Source organism: Thiorhodovibrio winogradskyi (assembly GCF_036208045.1).
GTDB classification, from domain to species: Bacteria; Pseudomonadota; Gammaproteobacteria; order Chromatiales; family Chromatiaceae; genus Thiorhodovibrio; species Thiorhodovibrio winogradskyi.
This window is the reverse complement of record NZ_CP121472.1, coordinates 1,501,006-1,523,838: the sequence shown is the minus strand read 5'-3', so window position 1 is coordinate 1,523,838 and position 22,833 is coordinate 1,501,006. Positions and strand designations below refer to the sequence as shown.

15 protein-coding genes and 1 CRISPR repeat array are annotated in these 22,833 nt (G+C 62.0%); of the genes, 8 read left to right on the top strand and 7 right to left on the bottom strand.

Going from position 1 to position 22,833, the window contains the following annotated elements:
• Nucleotides 1–111: 111 nt before the first annotated feature.
• From Thiowin_RS06860 to Thiowin_RS06850, 3 genes are all read right to left on the bottom strand, one after another.
• Nucleotides 112–2,346, bottom strand: coding sequence for a TRAP transporter permease (locus Thiowin_RS06860; RefSeq protein WP_328987002.1), 2,235 nt, complete (start codon nt 2,344–2,346; stop codon nt 112–114).
• A gap of 96 nt (nt 2,347–2,442) precedes the next feature.
• Nucleotides 2,443–3,426 (bottom strand): TAXI family TRAP transporter solute-binding subunit, encoded by a 984-nt coding sequence (locus Thiowin_RS06855; RefSeq protein ID WP_328987001.1) that lies wholly within the window; start codon nt 3,424–3,426, stop codon nt 2,443–2,445.
• A 367-nt stretch (nt 3,427–3,793) separates the two neighbouring features.
• A complete protein-coding gene (locus Thiowin_RS06850) occupies nt 3,794–5,926 on the bottom strand; it encodes a molybdopterin-containing oxidoreductase family protein (RefSeq protein WP_328987000.1) in 2,133 nt (710 codons plus the stop codon).
• A gap of 600 nt (nt 5,927–6,526) precedes the next feature.
• On the opposite strand from Thiowin_RS06850, the gene cas3 reads away from it, so the two are divergent.
• Genes cas3 through cas7c form a run of 4 tightly spaced genes read left to right on the top strand, consistent with a single transcriptional unit; the run spans nt 6,527 to nt 12,259 of the window.
• Nucleotides 6,527–8,677, top strand: coding sequence for a CRISPR-associated helicase Cas3' (gene cas3, locus Thiowin_RS06845; RefSeq protein WP_408034173.1), 2,151 nt, complete (start codon nt 6,527–6,529; stop codon nt 8,675–8,677).
• A 23-nt stretch (nt 8,678–8,700) separates the two neighbouring features.
• Nucleotides 8,701–9,348 (top strand): type I-C CRISPR-associated protein Cas5c, encoded by a 648-nt coding sequence (gene cas5c, locus Thiowin_RS06840; protein ID WP_328986997.1) that lies wholly within the window; start codon nt 8,701–8,703, stop codon nt 9,346–9,348.
• On the top strand, nt 9,345–11,144 hold the full coding sequence (gene cas8c / locus Thiowin_RS06835; protein ID WP_328986996.1) for a type I-C CRISPR-associated protein Cas8c/Csd1: 1,800 nt from the start codon (nt 9,345–9,347) through the stop codon (nt 11,142–11,144). The genes cas5c and cas8c overlap by 4 nt, the downstream gene beginning before the upstream one ends.
• Nucleotides 11,141–12,259: a type I-C CRISPR-associated protein Cas7/Csd2 gene (cas7c, locus tag Thiowin_RS06830; RefSeq protein ID WP_328986995.1), complete on the top strand. Its 1,119-nt coding sequence runs from the start codon at nt 11,141–11,143 to the stop codon at nt 12,257–12,259. Before cas8c ends, cas7c begins: the two co-directional genes overlap by 4 nt.
• Before the next feature lie 65 nt (nt 12,260–12,324).
• Here the strand turns inward: cas7c and Thiowin_RS06825 are convergent, their stop codons facing one another.
• Both Thiowin_RS06825 and Thiowin_RS06820 read right to left on the bottom strand, forming a co-directional pair.
• Nucleotides 12,325–12,609: a BrnA antitoxin family protein gene (locus Thiowin_RS06825; protein WP_328986994.1), complete on the bottom strand. Its 285-nt coding sequence runs from the start codon at nt 12,607–12,609 to the stop codon at nt 12,325–12,327.
• A complete protein-coding gene (locus Thiowin_RS06820) occupies nt 12,593–12,862 on the bottom strand; it encodes a BrnT family toxin (RefSeq protein ID WP_328986993.1) in 270 nt (89 codons plus the stop codon). The genes Thiowin_RS06825 and Thiowin_RS06820 overlap by 17 nt, the downstream gene beginning before the upstream one ends.
• On the opposite strand from Thiowin_RS06820, the gene cas4 reads away from it, so the two are divergent.
• From cas4 to cas2, 3 genes are read left to right on the top strand one after another with little or no spacing between them, the layout of a single operon-like run.
• On the top strand, nt 12,861–13,529 hold the full coding sequence (cas4, locus tag Thiowin_RS06815) for a CRISPR-associated protein Cas4 (RefSeq protein WP_328986992.1): 669 nt from the start codon (nt 12,861–12,863) through the stop codon (nt 13,527–13,529). The two genes, Thiowin_RS06820 and cas4, sit on opposite strands and share 2 nt — an antisense overlap.
• 1 nt (nt 13,530) lies before the next feature.
• Nucleotides 13,531–14,586 (top strand): type I-C CRISPR-associated endonuclease Cas1c, encoded by a 1,056-nt coding sequence (gene cas1c / locus Thiowin_RS06810; protein ID WP_328986991.1) that lies wholly within the window; start codon nt 13,531–13,533, stop codon nt 14,584–14,586.
• 27 nt (nt 14,587–14,613) lie between these two features.
• On the top strand, nt 14,614–14,904 hold the full coding sequence (gene cas2, locus Thiowin_RS06805; RefSeq protein ID WP_328986990.1) for a CRISPR-associated endonuclease Cas2: 291 nt from the start codon (nt 14,614–14,616) through the stop codon (nt 14,902–14,904).
• A 178-nt stretch (nt 14,905–15,082) separates the two neighbouring features.
• A CRISPR array of direct repeats spans nt 15,083–17,432; the repeat unit is 37 nt; unit sequence GCATCGCCCGGCCAATTGGCCGGGCGCGGATTGAAAC.
• 213 nt (nt 17,433–17,645) lie between these two features.
• Here cas2 and Thiowin_RS06800 read toward each other — a convergent pair.
• The gene (locus Thiowin_RS06800) at nt 17,646–19,538 is read right to left on the bottom strand and encodes a methyl-accepting chemotaxis protein (protein WP_328986989.1); all 1,893 of its coding nucleotides are present in this window, start codon (nt 19,536–19,538) and stop codon (nt 17,646–17,648) included.
• Between the two features lie 158 nt (nt 19,539–19,696).
• Nucleotides 19,697–19,948 carry a hypothetical protein gene (locus Thiowin_RS06795; RefSeq protein WP_328986988.1) on the bottom strand — a complete coding sequence of 84 codons (252 nt, stop codon included), beginning with the start codon at nt 19,946–19,948 and terminating at the stop codon, nt 19,697–19,699.
• Between the two features lie 109 nt (nt 19,949–20,057).
• Here Thiowin_RS06795 and Thiowin_RS06790 point away from each other — a divergent pair, with 109 nt between their 5' ends.
• Complete coding sequence (locus Thiowin_RS06790; protein WP_328986987.1) at nt 20,058–22,829, top strand: ATP-binding protein; 2,772 nt, start codon at nt 20,058–20,060, stop codon at nt 22,827–22,829.
• Nucleotides 22,830–22,833 lie beyond the last annotated feature (4 nt).

Sequence of the window (22,833 nt, the reverse complement as noted above, 5' to 3'; positions counted from 1 at the left end):
TATGATCAGGATGAGTAGCAAATGGCAGTCAGAATGTCTGGCTTGGGCCAGGGAAACCCCTCGTTCGCGGATCCGACTTTAAATTTCCTGGTTCTTCACTGGCCCTGGTTTTTAACTGGTCCTGGTTTTTAACTGGTCCTGGTTTTTAACCGGATTGAGGACAAAACGCTGCGCGGCGAAAATCACCGCGGCGACGCTCAGGCCGATGAGATCCGACTGCCAGCCACCGCCAATCATCGCCAGCGCCGCACCCAATACCAGAATGCGCAGCGTCCAGTGAATCTGCCCGAAGAACCAGCCCTGGATGGCGGAGGCAAAGAGGAAAATGCCCAATCCCGCGCTCAGGAAGGCATGCAGGTTCTGATACCAGGCGCCCTGCATCAGCATGGGCGGCGAGTAAAAGAACATGAAGGGCACCACAAAGGCGGCCAGGCCGATTTTGAAGCTCTCAAGACTGGTGCGCATGGGATCGGAGCGCGCTATGGCCGCGCCGGCGTAAGCCGCCAGCGCCACCGGCGGCGTGATGGCCGACATCACCGCGAAATAGAAGATGAAAAAATGCGCGGTCAGCGGATTGATGCCCATTTGGATGAGACCCGGCGCGATCACGCTCGCCGCCACCGCATAGGCCGCCGTGGTGGGCATGCCCATGCCGAGAATAATGGCCACCAGCATGGCGAACACCAGCGCGATAATCTGGCTTTGTCCCGCCAGCGCCAGCAGCAGCGACGAGAACCGCACCCCGACACCGGTCAGTGCAATCACGCCCACGATGATGCCCGCCGCCGCGCACACCGCCACCAGTTGCAGCGACATCCGCGCCGCGATCTCCAGCGCGTAGGCGATCTCTTTCCCGCCCATGCGATGGGGCGTGAGCCAGCTCACCACGGCGGCGGCCGCCATCGCCAGGGTGCCGGCACGAATCACCGAATAACCCATGAACAGGGCGCCCATCAGGATAACGATGGGGATGAACAAAAATGCCTGCCGCGCCATGGCGGCGAACTGGGGCAGCTCCTCGCGCGGCAGGCCGTGCATATCGAGCTTCAATGCCTCTTTGTCCACCATGAAATACATGGACAGAAAATACAGCGCCGCCGGGATGATGGCCGCGATCACAATGTCGGTGTAGGCGATGCCGGTGATCTCAGCCATGATGAAGGCACCAGCGCCCATGATCGGCGGCAGGATCTGCCCACCCGAGGAGGCCGCCGCCTCGATCGACGCCGAGGTCTGCGGTTTGTAGCCGACCCGCTTCATCAGCGGAATGGTCAGCGAGCCAGTGGACACCACATTGCCGGCCGAGGTGCCATTGATCATGCCCATCAGCCCGGAGGAGAACACCGCCACCTTGGCCGGGCCACCGCGCGCGCCGCCGGCGGCGGCAAAGGCGAAGTTCACGAAATATTCCCCCACGCGACTCGCCTGCAGAAAGGCCGCGAAGGTAATAAACAGAATGATGTAGGTCGATGACACCGCCGTGGTGGGTCCAAGAATGCCGTTGTCGGTGTAGATAAAGGCAAAAAAGCGTTCCGGCGCATAGCCGCGATGCTCCAGCACCCCCGGCAGCCAAGGGCCGACGAAACCGTAGGCGATGAAGATCGCCACAATCACCACCAGCGCCACGCCCGCCAGCCGTCGCGTCATCTCCAGGATCAGCAGGATCCCGGCAATGGCGGCGTACATGTCATTGCCATGCGGGAAGACGCTGGCGCGAAAGCGCAGAAACTCGGCATGCGAAATGATGTACAGCCCCACGGTGATGGCGGCCACCGCGAGCAGCAGATCCGGCGGTGGCAGGCGGTCGCGTGCGCCCAGCGGCGAGACCCAGGAGGCGAGAATCGCCAAGACCGTCCCGAGCAGGATCGGGTAGCCGAAGGTCATCAGCATCTGCTCCGGCGGGGCGCCCGTGGCCACGCGGCCGTCGGTGAAAATGGCCCAGATGATTTGCACCAGCGCGGTAAAAATAGCCACCGCGGCTGGCAGCAGCAGGATCCATTCCAGCCAGCTTGCCGGGCGTTGGCCGCCATCCGGCGCGGGGAAGGCGCGGGCGGAAAAGAAAATAAAACCCAACGCGAGGCCGCAGGACACATGGATCAGGCGATAGACCCAGGTCTCCAGCGGGTAGAGGTTCATCACTCCGACATGAAAAGCGGTATAGAGCACACAGGCTCCCGCGAACAAAAGACCGAGCAAACCGACGAAAACGCGCTGGTTGGAGGTCACCACCTCGGCATCGACGGAACTCGTTGCTGGCGCGACGGCTGTGGTGGTTGACTGCCCTGTTTTCCCTGGGCTTTTCCGCAAGCTTTTCCGCAAGTCATTCTGGGGTGCGTCTGTGGTCATCGGTTTCCCCTTCGCGAAGGATTTCATCGGCGCAAAAAAAAGCCAGAGCTGCGCTCGATGCAGTCTCTGGCTTGCTTGGTCAAAGCTGAGTCAGCCTCAGCCGCGGAGGTTGTCAGGGATGGTGATGCCCTGTTCCTCGAAGTAGCGCACCGCACCCGGATGGAAAGGCAGGAAACTGTTGTTGACCCAGTTCTCAAGCAAGGTGGCCTTGGCCGCGGCATGGATCTTGAGCATGCGATCGTTGTTTTCGAGCACCAGCTTGGTGATCTCGTAGGCCAGACTCTCCGGCATGTCGCGGTGCACGACGGCGAAGTTCCACATAGCCACTGTGTTGTCATCCTCGGTCTGTCCCGCGTAGGTGCCGGCTGGGATGGTGTAGGCGGCGACCTCGGGGAACTCCTTCAGAATGGTTTCGAGTTCTTCCGGCGTGAAACCAAAGGTCTTCACATCGGTTTCAGCCGCGAGTTGCGAGAAGGCACCAATGGGCACGCCGGCTGCGAATGTGAAGCCATCAATCAGGCCATCCTTCAACTGGCTGGCGGCATCCGAAGCGCCGGTAAAGGACGGGCGCACCGTCACGCCGAGCGCCTCAAAAAACCTTGGCCAGTAGGTTCCAGCGGTGCCACCGGCCGGTCCGACGCTCACGCGCTTGCCTTCCAGGTCGGCAACCGATTCGATCTCGGAGCGACTCAGCGCGATTCCGTGGAAAGGGGTCTCGTACATCGGGAACAAGGCCCGCACATCTTTGTGCTCCAACCCAGGCGCCAGTTCGCTCTTGCCAGTCCAGGCTTCGTACATCGGCCCCATGGTGACCAGGCCAATGTCATGTTCCTGCATTTGCACCAAGGTCACATTCTGCGACGGGCCCCCAGTGATCTCGCCGCTGGCATTAACGCCGAGCGCTTCCCCAATGTAGCTGGCAAGGCCGTTACCGTAGACGAAATAAACACCACCAACACTTGCTGTCCCAATGGTCATGCTGCTTGGCCAGTCGGCGCGATCCTCCGCCATGGCAGCGGTCGCGGTCAGCGCCAGTCCGGTCGCCGCCGCCATCATCCAGCGAGTCAGTTTGCCATTCATGTTAATTCTCTCCTGGTTCGGACCCTGCACTTGGCTCGGCCCCTTTATTATTCCGCGGGATCAGGTCATCCAGTCCCGCCCCTTCCCGCCGGGCTCCCACCCAGCAATTCCTCAGTCTAACCGGCAAGGGATCCCCCCGCCTGATTTCGGATGAGTCTAAACAGTCGCGAAATCACGTGACTGACATCCGCGATTTGGGCACCCAAGCCGCGGACGCGGCATGCGCCCAAAGGGTCATTTATATCACTATGCTACTCGGTCTGTTCAAGCTGATTGGCGAGCAGCCAGTGGGCTTTGAATCCGAGCGACATCAACAGCGGTGGATTAAGCAGGTTAAACAGCAACTCGATGTGCTGGCAACAATGGATCATCCGAGGTCCGATTGATTGGGTTCAGTCCTAATGGAGCCCATTGGCTCCACCTCGCACAGCAAGGTCTTGTAGATTGGAAAGCCACTAATGGGATCATAGCGGGCGATATCCGTCAGCTCGTTGATGTTGGCCTCGCGCCAGGCGTCCGGGCCAACTGGGGTGCCCCCGCCCATGTTCGCGTCGATGGCACCCGCGACCATGTCATCGGTGACCAAGGCGCGCATTTCGACCGCGCCGCGGGGCGAGCGAATGCGCACCTTGTCCCCGTCAGCGATCCCCCGCGCCTCGGCATCCCGGGTATTGATGGTCACGGTCGGCTCCGGTCGCTTCGCGAGCAGCCCGGGAATGCCATGATGCTGGGAGCGGAAGTCAGTCGTCACCCGCGCGCCTGAGTTGAACACCAGCGGATAATCCTTGGCCAGTGCCGGATTGGCCAAGGGTCCCTCGGCGGGCTCGGTATAGACCGGTAGCGGATCATGGCCGTGCTCGGCGAGAATACTGGAGGCGATCTCGAGCTTGCCCGAGGGGGTATCGAAGCCGGGCTGGCCATCCGCCCGCAACAGACCTGCTTGCCATTTGCGATAGCGCATTTCGGGGGTGTCGCGCTTGACCCAGCCACCGGCGGCGCGCACATCCTCCAGGCTGTAGCCACTGCCCTCGAGCGCGAAACGAATAATGGCCTCCTCGTCCCGCGGAAAGCATTCACCGTAACCAAGCCGGCGGGCAAGCTCGGCGAGAATCAGAAAATCGCTGCGTGATTCACCGACCGGGTCGATGACCTGCTCGCGCAGGCGGAAGATGGGGCCATAGCGCATGTAGCTGTCGATCTCAAAGCCCGTCGTGGCCGGTAGCACCAGGTCGGCGTAGGCACAGTCGGCGGTAAGCTGGCGATCGATGCTGACCAGGAAATCCAGCGCGTTCAGGGTCTTTTTCCACACCTCGGGCTGCGGCCAGGAGGTGATGAGCGAGGCGCCCAGGATGATGAGGCCGCGAATGCGATAGGGTTTACCCGCGAGGATCGACTCCGGGAGGGCAATGGCGTGAGACTCACCGCGATACTGGCTGTAGATGGGAAAACGCTCGCGTCCCAGGGCTTTCTCCAGCGCAGGATTGGCGAGCAGCCGCGAGCGATTGGGTGGGAAGTCGCTATTCGGCATCCTGAAGCAGCGTCCGCCCGGTACGTCCAGCTGGCCCGCCAGTGCCCAGAGCACCAGCGTGGCGCGGATGGCCTGCACACCTGAATCGCTGTACTCAAGGCCAGTGTACATCACCGGACTGGCGCCCCTGGCCTTGGCCAGGCGCCGCGCCAGGCCGCGGATTCGCTCGGCCGGCACCCCGGTGATGCGCGCGGCCTGCTCCGGGCGAAAACCCTGGATGTACTGGCGAAAATCCTCGAAACCCAGCGTCCAGTCGCGCACAAAGGCCGGGTCGAACAGCGCCTCCTCAATGATCACCTGTGCCAGCGCCAACGCAAGCGCACCGTCGGTACCGGGTCGCGGCGCGATCCACTCGGCCTCGGCCAGGCGCGAGGTGCGGGTGCGGCGCGGGTCAATCACCACCACCTCGGCCCCGCGCCGCTTGGCCGCGAGAATACGCTCGAGATCGCGCGGCGGACTATCGGTGGCCGGATTGGCACCCCAGACCACAATCAGTTCGGCGTTCTCGATATCCGAGAACATATTGATGAACATCCCGCCCATGGTCACGTGGGGCGCGATCATCGCCATGGAGACATAGCAGAGCGCGCCCACGCCCAGAGTGTTGGGCGAGCCGAAGGGAAAGAGCACGCTGGAGGCCGAGGAGACCGCCACCCCTTGGGGTTGAAACAGATCGCACATCGCCAGCTCAAAGCTGCCGCGCCCGGTATAGATGGCGGTCGCCTCCGGCCCGGACTCGGCTTTAATCGCCTTGAGCCGCGCGACCATCAGCTCGAAGGCTTCGTCCCAGCCAATGGGCTCGAACTCCAGCGAGCCCTTGGGCCCCTTGCGTCGCAGTGGCTGTTTGAGCCGATGCTCGGAGTAGATAATCTCGCGCGCATGCTCACCTAGAGTGCAGAGCGCGCCCAGCGGATGGTCGCGGTCCGGCCGCAACCGGTCGAGGCGGCCGGCGGCGTCATAATCCACTTCCACCCAACAGCCTGCCGGACAAATTCCGCAGATAGCTTTGCGGCGGTTCTTTCCGTGATCGGTCTGTGCGGCCAGAGCAGACATCAATCCTCCAGTCTTTCGGGTTTCATCGGGATGGCCATGGTCAAAATCACCTTCAGGCGCGGCATCAACCGGGCGTCCGGGACTTCTCCAGTGGCGCAAAAAGCCTTGATTATATATGTGACTTGCGTTGCAAGGCTGCACAGGCCTCGCATCTTAACCCCAAGGTGCCGAGCCGGCCGATGTCCTGCCAGGAAAACACCTTTGCCTAGCTGTGGCTTTGACTTGAAACCCCGGCATACACCAGAATCTGATTCAAGGTCTGCTACGGGCACAGATTGCTCGCAATACGTTTGGCATAGTCATGCCGGTTTGCAAAAAAAATAATCCGCCACAAGCCGCTGCTCGAGGCATTTCTGAAGCTGAGGATTTTGCTTGCCAATGTGATTGGATTTGGGCATGCACGTTAACCAGGAATTTTCCATGTCTATGAAAATGCAATTTCTTGCGCACGCTCGCCGCGACGCGAAAGACCAGTGGCATTACCATTCACTTTCCGAGCACCTTAAAGCCGTTGCCAACTTGACCTCAGCTTTCGCCGGATTATTCGGCTCTTCGGATTGGGCCAACGCCGCCGGACTCTGGCACGATCTTGGCAAATTCAGACCAAGATTTCAGCGCTACATCCGTGAGGCCGTTGGGCTGGACCCGGAAACCGCCCATCTCGAAGCGCGACCGGGACGCGCACCCCACTCCACGGCGGGCGCCTTGCTGGCGGAGCGGGAACTGGGTCTTGCCGGCCGCGTGCTGGCCTATGTGATCGCCGGGCACCACGCCGGTCTGCATGACTGGGATGGTGGACTGAGTACGCGCATGGCCGGCGATGACGCGCGCGACGAACTTGCCGAAAGCCTCGCCGCCCGTCCACCCGATGACAGTCCGCATCCGCTGCTGCCGCCTGCCGATTTGCGCCAAGTGCCTGGCGGTAAAGCGGGCTTCGCGCTCTGGGTGCGGATGCTGTTCTCCTGTCTGGTCGATGCGGATTTCCTGGATACCGAAGCCTTCATGGCTCCCGAGCAGGCCGAGCGGCGCACCGCTTGGCCGGAACTTGCCAGCCTCGCGCCGGTTTTCGACCAGTCCATGCAGGCGCTAGTCGATCAGGCGCCGGCGACCCAGGTCAACCGCCTGCGTGCGCAGGTGCTGGAGCAGTGCCGCGCGGCAGCCGAACTGGCGCCTGGGGTGTTTTCGCTCACCGTGCCGACCGGCGGCGGCAAGACCCTGGCGAGCATGGCTTTTGCGATATGCCATGCCCTCAAGCACGACAAGCGCCGGGTGATTCATGTCATCCCCTATACCAGCATCATCGAACAGACTGCCGCCGTGTTTCGCGGCATCTTCGGCGATGCGGTGTTGGAGCATCACAGCGCGGCGGACGCGACGCCGGATGCCGAAACGCTGCGCAGCCGGCTTGCGTGCGAGAACTGGGATGCGCCCATTGTGGTGACCACCAGCGTTCAGTTTTTTGAGTCGCTGTTCGCCGCGCGCACCTCGCGCTGTCGCAAGCTGCACAATATCGTCAACAGTGTCGTGGTGCTCGATGAGGTGCAACTACTGCCGCCGGCGCTGTTGCAGCCCATCGTCGATGCCATGAATCTGCTCGCCAAGCACTATGGCATGACCCTGGTGCTGGCCACCGCCACCCAGCCGGTGCTGAGCACGCGACGCTACTTCGACCGCGCGCGGAATTTTGACGGACTCGACGATGTTCGCGAGATCATCCCCGATCCAGATGCGCTCCAAGACCAACTGAGGCGGGTGCGGGTGCGCTTGCCGCGAGACTGGCATGCCCCCGTCGCCTGGGAGGCGCTGGCCGAGGAACTCGGTCGCCACGACTCGGCGCTGGTCATCGTCAACAGCCGCCGCCATGCACGCGAGTTGTTCCGCGTCATGCCGGCCGGAACCCTGCACTTGTCGGCGCTCATGTGCGGGGCACATCGCTCGCGGGTGATTCGTGCCATCAAGCAGCGTCTGGCCGCCGGCGAGCCAACCCGGGTGGTCTCTACCCAACTGGTCGAAGCCGGCGTGGACCTGGACTTTCCCGTCGTCTATCGCGCCCTGTCCGGGCTGGACTCCATCGGCCAGGCCGCCGGGCGTTGCAACCGCGAGGGGCGACTGGATCAGGGCGAGGTGGTGGTCTTCATCCCGCCTGAGCCTTCCGCACCGGGCTTGCTGCGCACGGCCGAGGATGCCTGTCGCTCGACCCTGCATGACATCAAAGACGGCGATCCGTTGGCCCGCCTCCGCTTTGCCGACTATTTCGAGCGGCTCTACTACAGTCGCGATCTCGACGCCCAGAGCATCCGCCGCCTGCTTAGTATCGATGACCCCAAGGAACTCAATGTGCAGTTCCGCAGCGCCGCCGAGCGCTTTCGGCTGATTGAGGACGAGGACAGCGTCCCGGTAGTAGTGCTCGACCGCGATGCCGGGGATCATGATCTCGATATTCTGCTCGGCACTCTGCGCAAGAGCGGCCCGGATCGCTGGTTGATGCGACGCTTGCAGCGCTATATAGTCAACATTCCGCGCCGTGATGCCTTGTGCCTGCTAGATCAGGGCGATGTCGAAGAGCAGGTACCGGGACTCTTCGTGCAGATCAGCGATTGGCTCTACGATCCTGATTTGGGCCTGGTCATCGATGGCGTCGCGCCCCGACCGGCGCAAACCATTGTCTGAGGGCAACATCTTTAGAGGGCCGCATGAACACCTATTGCCTGGAAGTCTGGGGCGATTTCGCCTGCTTCACGCGCCCAGAGATGAAGGTCGAGCGCGTCAGCTACGATGTCATCACGCCATCGGCGGCGCGTGCCATCTTTGACGCCATTCTCTGGAAACCCGCCATCCGCTGGCAGGTGTGCCGCATCGAGGTACTCAAGCCCATCCGCTGGATGACGCTCAAGCGCAACGAGGTCGGCGGCCTGGCAACGGATCGCGGCGGTGGCGAGGGCTATCGCGGCTTGTTTATCGAGGATGGTCGCCAGCAGCGTGCTGGGCTGTTTTTGCGCGATGTCGCTTATCGACTGCATGCCGAGCTGCATTTCGATGCCAAGCGCGACCCTGGCGCGAACAGCGAAAAGTATCGGCAGATGTTCGAGCGACGCGCTCGGCGCGGCCAATGCGTCAACCAGCCCTATCTGGGCTGTCGCGAGTTTGCCGCCGCCTTCGAGCTGATTGATCCCGGCGCCGCCACAACCGCGCCCATCGCCGACAGTCGCGATTTGGGCTTCATGTTGTTCGATTTGGACTTCGGCGACCCGCAAGACCCCCAGCCGAGATTCTTTCGCGGTCAGATGCAAGCCGGCGTGATCGAGGTGCCGAATTGGTCCGACCCGGAGGTGCTGGCATGATTCTGCAAGCGCTCGCGGCTTACTACCAGCGACTACAGGCTGCCGAGACTGGCGGCGAGTCCTTCGCACCGGCTGGCTTCGAGTACAAAGAAATCCCCTTTGTTATCGAACTCGACCCCGAGGGCAGTCTCATCGGGCTCACGGATACGCGCGGTCGCGATGGCAACCTCAAGTCATCTCAGCGTTTTTTAGTGCCGCAGGCGGAAAAGCGCACGGTTCAGGTCAAGGCCAATCTGCTCTGGGACACGGCCGAGTATGCGCTCGGGATTCCCGATCCAAAGAAGCTTGATGAACGACAAAAGAAAGGCAAGGCCGACGACTATCTTGATCGCGTGCAAGAGATGCACCGCGCCTTCATCGCCCGCCTTGATGAACTGCCGGACGACACCCGAGCGGATGCCGCTATTCAGGCCATGCGCTCTTTTCTGCGCGAAGCACCGCTTGGGGCCATGCAGGCATTGCCTGTATGGGAGGACATCACCAAGACCAACCCTTGCATCGGCTTTCGGCTGCGCGGCGATCTCGACCTGGTCTGCCAGCGCCCATTGGTGGTGGACGCGCTGCGACAACCTCCCGCCGCATCCGAGGACGGCGCGATCTGCCTCCTCAGCGGCGAGCGCGGCACCATCGAGCGCCTGCATCCGCCGATCAAAGGCGTGTGGGGTGCGCAAACATCGGGTGCCAATATTGTTTCCTTCAATCTCGGCGCCTTTCGCTCCTACGGCAAACTCCAGGGCGCCAATGCGCCTATCGGCAAGGCGGCAGCGAGTGCTTACACCACGGCGCTGAACCATTTGCTGCGCAAGGAGTCTCCGCAGCGCGTCCAGGTCGGCGACAGCTCGACCGTCTTCTGGGCCGAACAACCCAATGCGCTCGAGACCGCGCTGCCCGACCTCTTCGGCGAGCCGCCGAAAGATGATCCTGACCGGGGCACGCGCGCCATCGCCGAGCTGTATCGTGCTGTCGCATCGGGTCAATTCGCCGTCGGCAAGGGCGAGGATCGCTTCCATGTGCTTGGCCTCGCGCCCAATGCCGCGCGCATCAGCATCCGCTTCTGGGAGACCGCACCGGCGCTGGAACTGGCGCAACGGATTCGCCGGCATTTCGAGGATCTGCGCATCGCGCGCGGGCCGAACGATCCCGAATACCTGTCGCTATTTCGGCTATTGGTGAACTGCGCCCAGCAAGGCAAGGGCGACAACATTCCGCCCAATCTTGGCGGCGATGTAATGCGCGCCACCCTGAATGGGCGGCCTTACCCAACCACCCTGCTGCACGCCGCCGTGCAGCGCTGTCGCGCCGAGCAGCGCGTGACCTACCCGCGCGCCGCCGTCATCAAAGCCTGGCTGTGTCGCGACCAGCGCCGCGCCGGTACAAATTCGCTCAATCCCGCCCCGGAGCCAACGCCCATGCTCGATCTCGCCAATCCCAGCCCGGCCTATCGGCTCGGGCGCCTGTTCGCTACGCTTGAGCGCATCCAGGAAGAAGCCAGCCCCGGCATCAACGGCACCATCCGTGATCGCTTCTATGGCGCCGCCTCCGGCACCCCGGTAGCGGTCTTCCCGACCCTGATGCGACTCAAGAACCACCACATCGGCAAGCTCGCCAAAGGTCGCGCCGTCAACATGGAGCGCCTGATCGCCGAGATTCTCGACGGGCTGGCCGATTTCCCCAATCAGATGGCCATGCCCGATCAGGGGCGCTTCGCCATTGGCTACTACCATCAGCGCCAAGCCTTTTTCACCAAGCGACCCGCTAAACCAGACGACCAGAATTCCCAGGAGAAAGACGCATGAGCATTGGCCATCGTTATGATTTCGTGCTGCTGTTCGATGTCCAGGACGGCAATCCCAATGGCGACCCGGACGCCGGCAACCTGCCGCGCCTTGATGCCGAAACCGGTCAGGGGCTGGTCACCGATGTGTCGCTGAAGCGCAAGGTGCGCAACTTCGTCGGCCTGACCAAACAACAGGACGATGGGCTATTCGCGCCCGGCTACGACATTTATGTCAAGGAAAAGGCCGTGCTCGGCCATGCTCATGTCAAGGCGTTCGAGAAACTCGGCATCAACCTCGGCGAGACCAAAACCATCGAGGTGCCGCTTGAGCTGGAAGATGCCCTGGCGGAAACCGCCTTGCCGCCCGGCATTGAGCGCATCAGCGATGACGAAGGCCGCGCCCAGCTTGCCTTCTCGGCGGTGCTCGACAAGGGCGAAGTCAAGGATTGGCTCAAGGACACGCCAGATCTGGACAAGAAACTCGCCAAATTGATCGAGAAAGCGCTCAAGGACACCAAGTCACGCAAACCCAGCCGCGACGAGACCGAGCGCGGTCGCGCCCAGATGTGTCAGGACTTCTATGACATCCGCACCTTCGGCGCTGTGTTGTCCTTAAAAAGCGCGCCCAACTGCGGTCAGGTGCGCGGCCCGGTGCAGCTCACCTTCGCGCGCTCGGTCGATCCCATTGTCGCCGCCGAGCATTCCATCACCCGCATGGCGGTGGCGACCGATGCCGAGGCCGAAAAGCAATCCGGCGACAACCGTACCATGGGACGCAAGCACACGGTCCCCTATGGACTCTATCGTGCCCACGGCTTCGTCTCCGCCTTTCTCGCCAAACAAACCGGCTTCGATCAGGGCGATCTCGATCTGCTTTGGCAAGCGCTCGGGCAGATATTCGAGCACGACCGCTCTGCCGCGCGCGGGCAGATGGCGACGCGCGGGCTCTATGTCTTCAAGCACGACTCCGAGTTGGGCAATGCCCCGGCGCATAAACTGTTCGATTTGATTCGCATCGAGCGGACCAATCCGGCGGCTCCGGCACGCCAGATCGGCGATTATCGCGTTCATGCCCCACAACCGGGTCCGCTCGCGGACTTTCCCGGCGTGGAACTGCTGATCATGAATCCCTGAGTATCGAGGCTGTGCGTGAGATTTCTTTCAGGTGCCCACCTGAAAGCCTGAGTCCGACAAGGGATTCAATGCGCCGAATGCGCGGCAACATAATCGCGCAATGCTGCATCGATGCGCGTCTGCCAGCCGGGGCCGCCAGCTTTGAAGTGCTCCAGCACCTCGGGAGAGAGCCGAATCGAAATCGCTTGCTTGCGTTGCGCGCGCAGCTCGGCCAACGGACGCATCCGCGCCAACTGCGCATCGGTGAATTCCGTCGCATCCGGATCGGCCTCAATGCCGTCGCGAATCTGCCTGGCTTCTTCTTCGTCAGGCACATGGAAGGTTCGGCCATGCCTATCTTCGACGTACATAGTCTCTCACCTCTTTTGGTGTGGCTTTACGAAGACTGAAAATCCGATAGTGATCATCGTCCTCGGTCAGTGCGACGCAATAGATCACCGGCCCAAAGGGCGCAAGGCATTTCAGCCGCAACTCGAAATAATCCTCACGGTCGTCTTCCCAGCATGTCATCAAGTTCCATTCCAGTTTTTCCGCCAACGCCAGTGACACACCGTGCTTGGAGATGTTGCGGCGGTCTTTGCCGGGATCGAAAATGACCTTCATGCTTGCAAGTGTATATACAACAGCGGCGTCCGACAAGGTCGGGACACCAGACCCCATCGCCATCTCCGCGCTCCAACACTGGGCCTACTGCCCGCGTCAGTGCGCGCTCATTCACCAGGAGCAGTCTTTCGCTGACAATCTGCACACCGCGCGCGGACAAGCGGTGCATCATCTGGTCGATCAGCCCGGCGAGGCCATCAAGGCCGGCGTTAAGATCGAGCGCTCCCTGCCGCTGTGGTCCGAACGTCTGGGGTTGGTTGGCAAGGCCGATCTGGTCGAAATCCATCCCGACGGCGCCATCTTACCGGTCGAATACAAACATGGTCGCAAACGCCAGGCACGCCATGATGATATCCAGCTCGCCGCCCAAGCACTTTGCCTTGAAGAAATGTTCGACCGACCGGTTCCGCATGGCGCCATCTACCACGCATCCAGTCATCGCCGCCGTGAAGTTGCCATCGATGCCAGCCTGCGCGCCGCCGTCAGCGAGGCGCTGACCGCCATCCGCACCATGCTCGCCTCCGGGCGCCTGCCGCCGCCGGTCAACGACCGCCGCTGCCGCGAATGCTCCCTGGCCGAGCTGTGTCAACCTGAACTCATCGCAGAGCGCGAACGCTTCAAGCGCGCCCTCAGCGGACTGTTCGATCCGGACTCCGAGGCCGCCTGACATGCCCGCTAGCCAAACCACCTATCAGGTGCAAAACAGCCTTTACGTCATGACCCCAGGCGCCTATGTGCATCTGGACAACACCACGGTGCGCATCGAGATTGAGCGCGAAACCCGACTTCGGGTGCCCCTGCATCATGTCGGCAGCCTGGTCTGCTTTGGCAACATCATGGTCTCGCCCGCCCTGATGCACCGTCTTGCCGATGAAGGCAAATCGCTGATTCTGCTTGACAGTTCAGGGCGTTTCAAGGCGCGACTGGAAGGCCCGGTGTCTGGCAACATCCTCCTGCGGCAAGCCCAATACCGCGCGAACGAGAACAAGAACGGGAGCATCACCATCGCCCGTGCCATCATCGCGGGCAAATTGCGCAACAGCCGCTCCGTTTTGCTGCGCGGCGCCCGTGAAACCCAGAACGCCGACGAGTCCGCGCAACTGACCGCCGCCGCCGAATCCCTAGCCGCCTCCCTGCGTGCAGTGCCCGGCAGCCCAGATCTCGACAGCCTGCGCGGCACCGAGGGCGAAGCCGCCCGCCGGTACTTCTCTGTCCTCGGACTCATCGTCAAACCCGCCATGCGCGAGCATTTCAGCCTGCCGGGCCGTTCGCGCCGCCCGCCGCGTGACCGCTTGAATGCTGTGCTGTCGTTCCTGTACTCCATGTTGATGAATGACTGCCGCTCTGCACTCGAATCCATCGGACTCGATCCTCAACTCGGCTTTCTGCACGCCGTGCGCCCCGGGCGCGCCGCGCTTGCCTTGGACATTCAGGAAGAATTTCGCAGCATTCTCGCCGACCGCTTCGCCCTGACACTGATTAACCGGTCGCAACTCACCGTCAAGGACTTCGACCAGCGTGAAGGCGGCTCAGTCTTGCTTAACGACCAAGGCCGCCGCGCGGTGGTTGCCGCCTGGCAGGAACGCAAGCTAGAAGAGATCACCCATCCGCTACTCGAGACCAAAGTACCCATCGGCATTCTGCCCTTTGTGCAAGCCCGCGTCCTCGCCCGCTTCCTGCGTGGCGATCTTGACGGTTATCTGCCTTTTCTTGCAAAAACTTGATTAACCGAGAAAAGCGACGAACTAACCATGCTCATCATCGTCACCTACGACGTATCCACCGAAACCTCCGCTGGCCGCCGCCGTCTGCGCCGAGTCGCCAAGGTCTGCGAGCGTTATGGCCAGCGCGTCCAAAAATCGGTGTTTGAATGCCTGGTTGACCAAATGCTCTACGAACAGATCGAGCGCGAACTCCTCGCGGAAATTGATGAAACCGAGGATAATCTCCGCTTCTACCGCCTCACCGAACCCCACGATTTGCGCATCAAGGAATATGGCCGCTTTCGCTCAACCAATTTTGAAGGCCCATTAGTGATCTGATGCGCGAACCCCAAGCGAACTCCCGTCCCCCACGCTTTCGCGCAACCCATAACCACCTGATTGTTAAGGTCAGTGGCATTCTTCTCATGCATCAGCCGCAACGGCAGCAGCCTTTGTTGACCAGGTTCGCGCAAGCTCGCCGCAAGGACATTGTAATACAAGGACTTGCACCAGCAGCGCATCGCCCGGCCAATTGGCCGGGCGCGGATTGAAACCGCATAACGACCAAGCTAAGGCGCGCGAGCGGGAGCGCATCGCCCGGCCAATTGGCCGGGCGCGGATTGAAACCTTGCAGGCGAGCTGGAAAAAGTCGGCGTTGCCGCGGCATCGCCCGGCCAATTGGCCGGGCGCGGATTGAAACTTGCTCGCCGGCCCCTACACGGGCGCCACAGACCAGCATCGCCCGGCCAATTGGCCGGGCGCGGATTGAAACCGCGTAAGCGTGGCGCATGGCATCGGCAGCCAGGGCATCGCCCGGCCAATTGGCCGGGCGCGGATTGAAACCCGACGTGCTCAGCAAAGCCGCCGCCAGCGCCAAGGCATCGCCCGGCCAATTGGCCGGGCGCGGATTGAAACAACACCGCCACCGCCGCCGTGGGCGAGTTTTTCGGCGCATCGCCCGGCCAATTGGCCGGGCGCGGATTGAAACACGATCCCCGCGCGCGAAGTCCCGCCAGAGGCGCGCGCATCGCCCGGCCAATTGGCCGGGCGCGGATTGAAACCATATAACGCCATCATCAGCCGGCGCGAAGCGCTCGGGCATCGCCCGGCCAATTGGCCGGGCGCGGATTGAAACCGCTAACAATCTGGCTGGCGCGACGTTCCTTAACGCGCATCGCCCGGCCAATTGGCCGGGCGCGGATTGAAACTATACCGACGTTGCGGCCCTGTGCGGCCTTGGTGAGCATCGCCCGGCCAATTGGCCGGGCGCGGATTGAAACTGGATCAATTTCAGGCCCGCTCGGTGCGCCAGCGCTTGCATCGCCCGGCCAATTGGCCGGGCGCGGATTGAAACTTGAACTGGCTGGACGAAAAAGACCCGGACTGTGACGCATCGCCCGGCCAATTGGCCGGGCGCGGATTGAAACTTGCAGGCGAGCTGGAAAAAGTCGGCGTTGCCGCGCATCGCCCGGCCAATTGGCCGGGCGCGGATTGAAACCCGCTGCGCCGCTCCATCGTCCTGCCCGACTACCGCATCGCCCGGCCAATTGGCCGGGCGCGGATTGAAACGATCAAGTGCGACAGGACGGCGGTGCGGCGCATCAGCATCGCCCGGCCAATTGGCCGGGCGCGGATTGAAACATCAACAGCCAGGTATCTTTCGCTGAGCCACATAATGCATCGCCCGGCCAATTGGCCGGGCGCGGATTGAAACCCAGGCCCAGGCGGTGAGTGGCGATGCGCTCCAGGCATCGCCCGGCCAATTGGCCGGGCGCGGATTGAAACATACCCGATCACAAAGTAGATCGGTGCGAGCGTAAGGCATCGCCCGGCCAATTGGCCGGGCGCGGATTGAAACTCACCCAGACATGGACTGCCAGCGCATTGCCTGGGCATCGCCCGGCCAATTGGCCGGGCGCGGATTGAAACTGGTGATTAAGCCTAACAGGTAACTAGACAGAAAAGGCATCGCCCGGCCAATTGGCCGGGCGCGGATTGAAACCCGGCAAGGGTTACGGCAAATCCATCTGGAGGCTGAGCATCGCCCGGCCAATTGGCCGGGCGCGGATTGAAACTGATTAGAATACTTGACGCGCGCAGTTTAGCGCGCGCATCGCCCGGCCAATTGGCCGGGCGCGGATTGAAACGTTTTTCATTGTCTTAATCTCCTTGCCGTTGTTAGTAGCATCGCCCGGCCAATTGGCCGGGCGCGGATTGAAACCGCCAAATCGCGCGCCAAATCATCAGCAGCACGCGGCATCGCCCGGCCAATTGGCCGGGCGCGGATTGAAACTAGTGTGTGTTTGGCGCGTCTAGTGTGACGCGCGTGCATCGCCCGGCCAATTGGCCGGGCGCGGATTGAAACAGCTCGCGAGCTTGATAACATCGCCCGCGCGGGCGCATCGCCCGGCCAATTGGCCGGGCGCGGATTGAAACTCGATGGGCGCATCACAGACGGGGCAACGATTAGGCATCGCCCGGCCAATTGGCCGGGCGCGGATTGAAACGGCTGGCGCGCTATAGCACTGGCGTAGCACCAGAGCATCGCCCGGCCAATTGGCCGGGCGCGGATTGAAACAGGAGCGTGCTTAGCTCGGTGGGCAGCGCGGCAAGGCATCGCCCGGCCAATTGGCCGGGCGCGGATTGAAACTCCGGCAAACAAAGCATCGACATCCATCTGTGCATCGCATCGCCCGGCCAATTGGCCGGGCGCGGATTGAAACCAAGCCGACATCGACGATCTCTACCGCCTGTTCGGCATCGCCCGGCCAATTGGCCGGGCGCGGATTGAAACACCGCATAAGGAACCACCATGGCAACAACCAGATGGGCATCGCCCGGCCAATTGGCCGGGCGCGGATTGGAACGAGCTGCCGCGCATGTGATTGCAGGCCTTGATCATAATCCGGGCCAAAACCTAGCGATTTAGTCGGGCAGTCTGCTTTTACCTCTATGTAAAACAGTGTCTTATTCCTTGCGACTCCAGACCAACAAATACGGGTGGCCCGACTTATGGTCCAGGCCGTCTCTCTCGCATTTTTTGCCGGGTCTTTTCGGAATCGCCCTTTTTGGTGTAAACCTCACCCCGTTTTGAAAAACGCCACGGTCTCATGCAGGCGCTGGGAGTGCTCGCTGACCTGGTTTGCCGTGGCGGCGAGTTCCTCGGAGACGGCGGCGTTTTGCTGAGTGGCGCGCTCCAGATCCGACATCGCCGTGGTGACCTGCTCGACACCGCTGGCCTGTTGTTGCGAGGCGGCGGCGATTTCGCGCACCAGCGTGGCGGTTTCGCCGATTTTCGGCACCGTCGCTGCCAGCTTGCGCCCGGCGTCATCGGCCACCGCCAGGCTGTCCTTAGCGAGTTGGCCGATTTCCAGCGCGGTCTGGCGGCTATTCTCGGCGAGCTTGCGCACTTCCGCCGCCACCACGGTGAAACCCTTGCCGTGCTCGCCGGCGCGCGCGGCCTCGATGGCTGCGTTTAGTGACAGCAGGTTGGTTTTGTAGGCAATGCCCTCGATCAGGCCGATCTTATCGGCGATGCCTTTCATCGCCGTGACCGTGCGGCTGACCGCCTCGCCGCCTTTCTCGGCCTCATGCGCCGCGTCCATGGCTTTTTCCTCGGTAGCGTGGGCCTTGCTGGTGTTGTCATGCACAAGGGTGTTGAGCTGGGCCATGGTCCCCGCTGTCTGCTCCACGCTGGCGGCCTGCTCGGTGGCCGCCTGGGCGATGGACTGAGAGGCGGCATCAACCTCGCGCGAGGCGGCGCCGAGCTGTTCGGTGCCATGTCGCACGCCGCTGACCACCTCGCGAAAGCGCTCGGCCATGTGGTTAAGCGCACGCGCGAGTTCGCCGAGTTCATCGCGGCTATGCAGGTCGATGTTGGCGCTCAGATCGCCCTCGGCCATGTGGCGGGCGAAGGCGAGCCCCTGATTGACCGGCGCGATCACGAAGCGGCTTAGTACCAGCAGCCCGAGCACCGTCGGCAGCGCCACCAAGAGTCCCAAGGTCAGCAGGGTGATGAGTTGCGCCGTGGCGATAATGGCGCGCGGGCCGCTGACATCGTAGCGCAGCACCATCACGCCGAGCGACTCGCCTTTGTAGTCGCGCACCGGGAACAGCGCCAGCGCGGCCTCGCCCTGAACCTTGGTGATAGGTGCGGACACCGCTTGTCCCAGCAAATTGGCGTCCACCGCTGTGCTGATGGCGCGATGTTCCTGACCAGCTATGAGCACATAGCGATCATCGAGCACTGGGTATTGTTGTGGATCGCGCAGCCGGGTGGTGATGGGCAGCAGACTGGCATTCATATAAAGCTGCATCGACAGCCCCGCCTGCTCTTGCAGGCTGGTGAGGACCTGATCGAAATCAGCGAGCACCTCGACCGAGCCGAGCCGCTTGCCATCCGGCCCGATCACCGGCGCCAGGCCGCGCACCGCGAAGCCGCCACGCCCGGGCTCGATTCCGCTCAGGGAGCGGCCGTCGCGGTTGACATCGATCACCGTCTGGCGAAAGGACGACAGATCATCGGAGATGTCGACCCATTCGCCATCGCGCCTGGCCTGCTTCTCGCGCCACAGGCGCAGCAGGGAGCGCGCGTTGGGCAGGTGGAAGTGCAACTGGAGCTTCTTGCCGAGCAGAGCCGTGTAGCCCGCTGCCATCGGCGCCAACTGGGCGCGCAGTTGCTCGCGCGCAGCCTGCGCCCTGGGATCGGCTTCGTCCTCAAACCGGCCATCGCCTGCCAACTGATAGGCCGCGATCACCGCGTCAGCCTGGCTATACTGCGCAGCCTGCGCCAGGGCGCCGCGGCCGGCGTCATTGATGGCCCGCTCCACATCAGCGATTTTCGCCTTGACCAGCATGTCGATGAAGGCGGTTTCCAGTTGGCGCAATTGCGTATTGAGGGCAATGAATCCACCGATGCCCAATAAGACGCTGCCAATGATCAAGGGCAGCAGGAATTTGGAGCGAATCCGCATGACAGCTTACTCCGGCGCATCCTAATGACTCGCGCACACTGACTCACGCACACTGGCTCGCGCACACTGGGGTTCATCAAGTCATCATCTGGCGAATTGTTGAAGACAAAACACAGAGGCCATACCTCGCCCAACTCGGGTGCCAGGGCGCGCGCATGCTATAATATGCATCCGCGCGCATAAGTATAGCGCCCGGCAATCAAAAGGGGCCTGTTACTGCCGCGTAATGATGAAAAAATATAAATAATATGATTGAAAAATATCAATGCTTTTTCATAACCAATTAACTGCAAAGATATTTTTTTATCAATCCATGCGCCACTATTGGAGCCCGAATAGTCTGTATGCATTGTCATGCGTTGCATTTGTGCTATACCAAAGTCTGTCGCTCGCGCCAGCAGCCGAATCATGCTGCTCGTTTGCGGCCTAATCGGATGCTATGTGCAACAACCCGGTTTTGTGTTGATTGTCTTTGTTCTCTGACCCTTGGTTATAGCTGAACACGACACGGCAATCCCAATGAAAATTCAACATCCTGGTCGCTCCGATCTTCCCGGCACCGAGCGCCAGGAGCAAAGCGACCACCTATCCCGGCGAGTTCCATCCATCAGGTTCCGACCGACGTGGCTCGCCGTGGCCCTGCTGCTGACCGCGCTGCTGCTGGCAGGCTTCGCCCGCTTCTGGTTCTCTTTTTCCGTCGCTGTTGTTCCCCCCCCAAATCTGTTGAACGGCCTGGCGCTGGCCAGCGCGTTCTGCGGCGTCTTTTTTGCTGGCATTGCCCACGCAACCGGCGCACGCGCCTGGGCTACCTTGGCCGTTACTGATGCCGGTAACCAAAGGCGCGCCCTAGAAGCCGAGCGAGCGCTCCTGGTGAGTGAACGCCGCCTGCACGCGGTACTCGATAATCTTGACGCCCTGGTCTATGTCAGCGATCTGGCGAGTGAAGAGATTCTCTTTGTCAATGCCCATGGCCGGGCGCTCTTTGGCGATATCGAGGGCGAAACCTGCTGGCGCGCGCTGCACGGGCACGATGAACGCTGCGCCAACTGCTCGCCTGAGCAGCTGTTCGATGCCCATGGCCAGCCCAGCGGTATCCGCCACTGGGAGGTCTTGAACGCGCGCAACGGGCGATACTATGACTGCCGCGATCAGGCGATCCATTGGACCAACGGCCAGTATGCGCGCCTGCAGATTGCCTTCGACATCACCGAGCGGGTAGAAAACGCTGAGCGCCTGGCGCGCTCCGAGCAGGCGCTACGCGCCGAGCGTGATCTGTTTTCCGCCGGGCCGGTGGTGACCTTTGTCTGGGGGCTGGAACCCAGCTGGCCGATCCAGCGGGTGTCGAGCAATGCCAAGGCCATTCTTGGCTACGGACCCGAGGAACTGTGCGCGCCGGGGTTCCACTTCATCGACTTGATTCATCCCGAGGATCGCGCGCGCACTGAAGACGAAGTTGCGGTTCATCTGACCGCGGGCAATCAACGCTTCGAGCAATCCTATCGGCTGGCGGTGCGGGAACAAGACACTGTGCGCTATCGCTGGTTCTATGATGTCACCCAAGTCGTGCGCGCACCCGATGGCGGCCCTAGCGAGATCCGCGGCTACCTGTTCGATCAGACCCATCTCAAGGAGTTGGAGAGCGCGCTCGCGCGCGAGGCCGAGGATCGGCGCATCTTGCTCGACACCATTCCCATTCAAGTTTGGTACCTGAGCGATGAGCGCACCTATGGCGCGGTCAATCAAGCCCATGCTGATTTCTTCGGCGTGCCCAAGGATGCCATGATAGGGCGCGATCTGAGCGATTTCCTGCCTGGAGCCGTCGTTGAGGTGTGTCGAGTCAGCAATTCGCAGGTCTTCACCGGCGCGCGCACCCTGGTTACCGAGGAGTGGGCGCCCGATGCCAGTGGCGAGTTACGCCTGCTGAGCATCGCCAAATCGCCCAAACTGGGACCGCAGGGGCAGGTGGAGTATGTGGTCGGCTGCGCCATCGACATCACCGAGCGCAAGCGCGCCGAGCAGGCACTTGAGGCCACCACCGCCCAGGCCCAGGCGCTCGCCGGGCAGGCCGAGAGCGCCAATCGCGCCAAGAGCGAGTTTCTCGCCAATGTCAGCCACGAACTGCGCACGCCGCTCAATGGCATCATGGGCATGACCGAGCTCCTGCTGAGCGGCGGTTTGACGACGGAACAACAGGGCCAGGCGCGCATCTTGCAGCACAGCGGCGAGACTTTACTGGCATTGATCGAAGATCTGCTGGACTTCTCCCGCATTGAAACCGGTCAGGTCAAGCTCGAGCGGCAGGCCTTTGATCTCGGCCAGTTACTTGATCAATTCAGCGACGCGCAGGGTTTTCGCGCCCAGCAGAAGGGTCTTAAGCTGATCTGTGCCATGGCGCCCGAGCTGCCGACGCAGCTATGGGGCGATCCAGGGCGCCTGCGCCAAGTGCTGACCAATCTGGTCGACAATGCCATTAAGTTCACCAGCCAGGGCGAGGTACGCCTTATGGTGGAGTTGATTGAGCGACGCCACGACGCGCTTATCCTGCGTTTCGCGGTACGCGACACCGGCATTGGTTTGGCGCCCGAGACCAGCGCACACCTGTTCGAGAAGTTCACCCAGGCCGATGGCTCCAGCACGCGCGAATACGGTGGTATCGGGCTGGGGCTGGCCATCGCGCGCCAGCTCACCGAACTCATGGACGGCGAGATTGGTGTCAACAGCCAACTGGGGCAAGGCGCGGAGTTTTGGTTCAGCGCGCGTTTTGGTTTGCAAACCCAAACCACGCGCTCATCCGCGCGCGGATCGAGGATGAAGACAGGCGACCGCCATGATGAGCTGTTCAAGAAACCGCCGCGTCTTGATACCCATGCTCGGGTGCTGGTGGTGGACGACAATCTAACCAATCGTCAGGTCGCACTGGGGTTGCTCGCGCGTTTCGGCATCAAGGCCGAGGCGGTCAGCGATGGCGAGGAGGCCCTGGCAAGGCTCACGCGCGAGGCCTTCGATCTGGTGCTGATGGACATCCAGATGCCGGGACTCGATGGTCTGGAGACCACCAAGCGGCTGCGCGGCCGAGGAACTGGTTTCGCGCCGGCCAGCCCGGCCTTGATCATCGTGGCCATGACCGCGCACGTGCGCCCCGAGGATCGCGACCGCTGCCTGGCCGCCGGCATGAATGATTACCTGGCCAAGCCGCTCGACCCCGCGGCCGTGGCGGCGATGCTTGGCAAATGGCTGGCTGTCGCTCCCGCCCTGGCTCCGCTCGGCAGCCAAGCAACAACTGGGCACTAGGAAA

Bases quoted from the DNA above. Each gene is read 5' to 3' on its own strand.
- Thiowin_RS06860 (WP_328987002.1), bottom strand. From the start codon at position 2,346: ATGACCACAGACGCACCCCAGAATGACTTGCGGAAAAGCTTGCGGAAA.
- Thiowin_RS06855 (WP_328987001.1), bottom strand. From the start codon at position 3,426: ATGAATGGCAAACTGACTCGCTGGATGATGGCGGCGGCGACCGGACTG.
- cas5c (WP_328986997.1), top strand. From the start codon at position 8,701: ATGAACACCTATTGCCTGGAAGTCTGGGGCGATTTCGCCTGCTTCACG.
- cas8c (WP_328986996.1), top strand. From the start codon at position 9,345: ATGATTCTGCAAGCGCTCGCGGCTTACTACCAGCGACTACAGGCTGCC.
- cas7c (WP_328986995.1), top strand. From the start codon at position 11,141: ATGAGCATTGGCCATCGTTATGATTTCGTGCTGCTGTTCGATGTCCAG.
- Thiowin_RS06825 (WP_328986994.1), bottom strand. From the start codon at position 12,609: ATGTACGTCGAAGATAGGCATGGCCGAACCTTCCATGTGCCTGACGAA.
- cas4 (WP_328986992.1), top strand. From the start codon at position 12,861: ATGCTTGCAAGTGTATATACAACAGCGGCGTCCGACAAGGTCGGGACA.
- Thiowin_RS06820 (WP_328986993.1), bottom strand. From the start codon at position 12,862: ATGAAGGTCATTTTCGATCCCGGCAAAGACCGCCGCAACATCTCCAAG.
- cas1c (WP_328986991.1), top strand. From the start codon at position 13,531: ATGCCCGCTAGCCAAACCACCTATCAGGTGCAAAACAGCCTTTACGTC.
- cas2 (WP_328986990.1), top strand. From the start codon at position 14,614: ATGCTCATCATCGTCACCTACGACGTATCCACCGAAACCTCCGCTGGC.
- Thiowin_RS06800 (WP_328986989.1), bottom strand. From the start codon at position 19,538: ATGCGGATTCGCTCCAAATTCCTGCTGCCCTTGATCATTGGCAGCGTC.
- Thiowin_RS06795 (WP_328986988.1), bottom strand. From the start codon at position 19,948: ATGATTCGGCTGCTGGCGCGAGCGACAGACTTTGGTATAGCACAAATG.
- Thiowin_RS06790 (WP_328986987.1), top strand. From the start codon at position 20,058: ATGAAAATTCAACATCCTGGTCGCTCCGATCTTCCCGGCACCGAGCGC.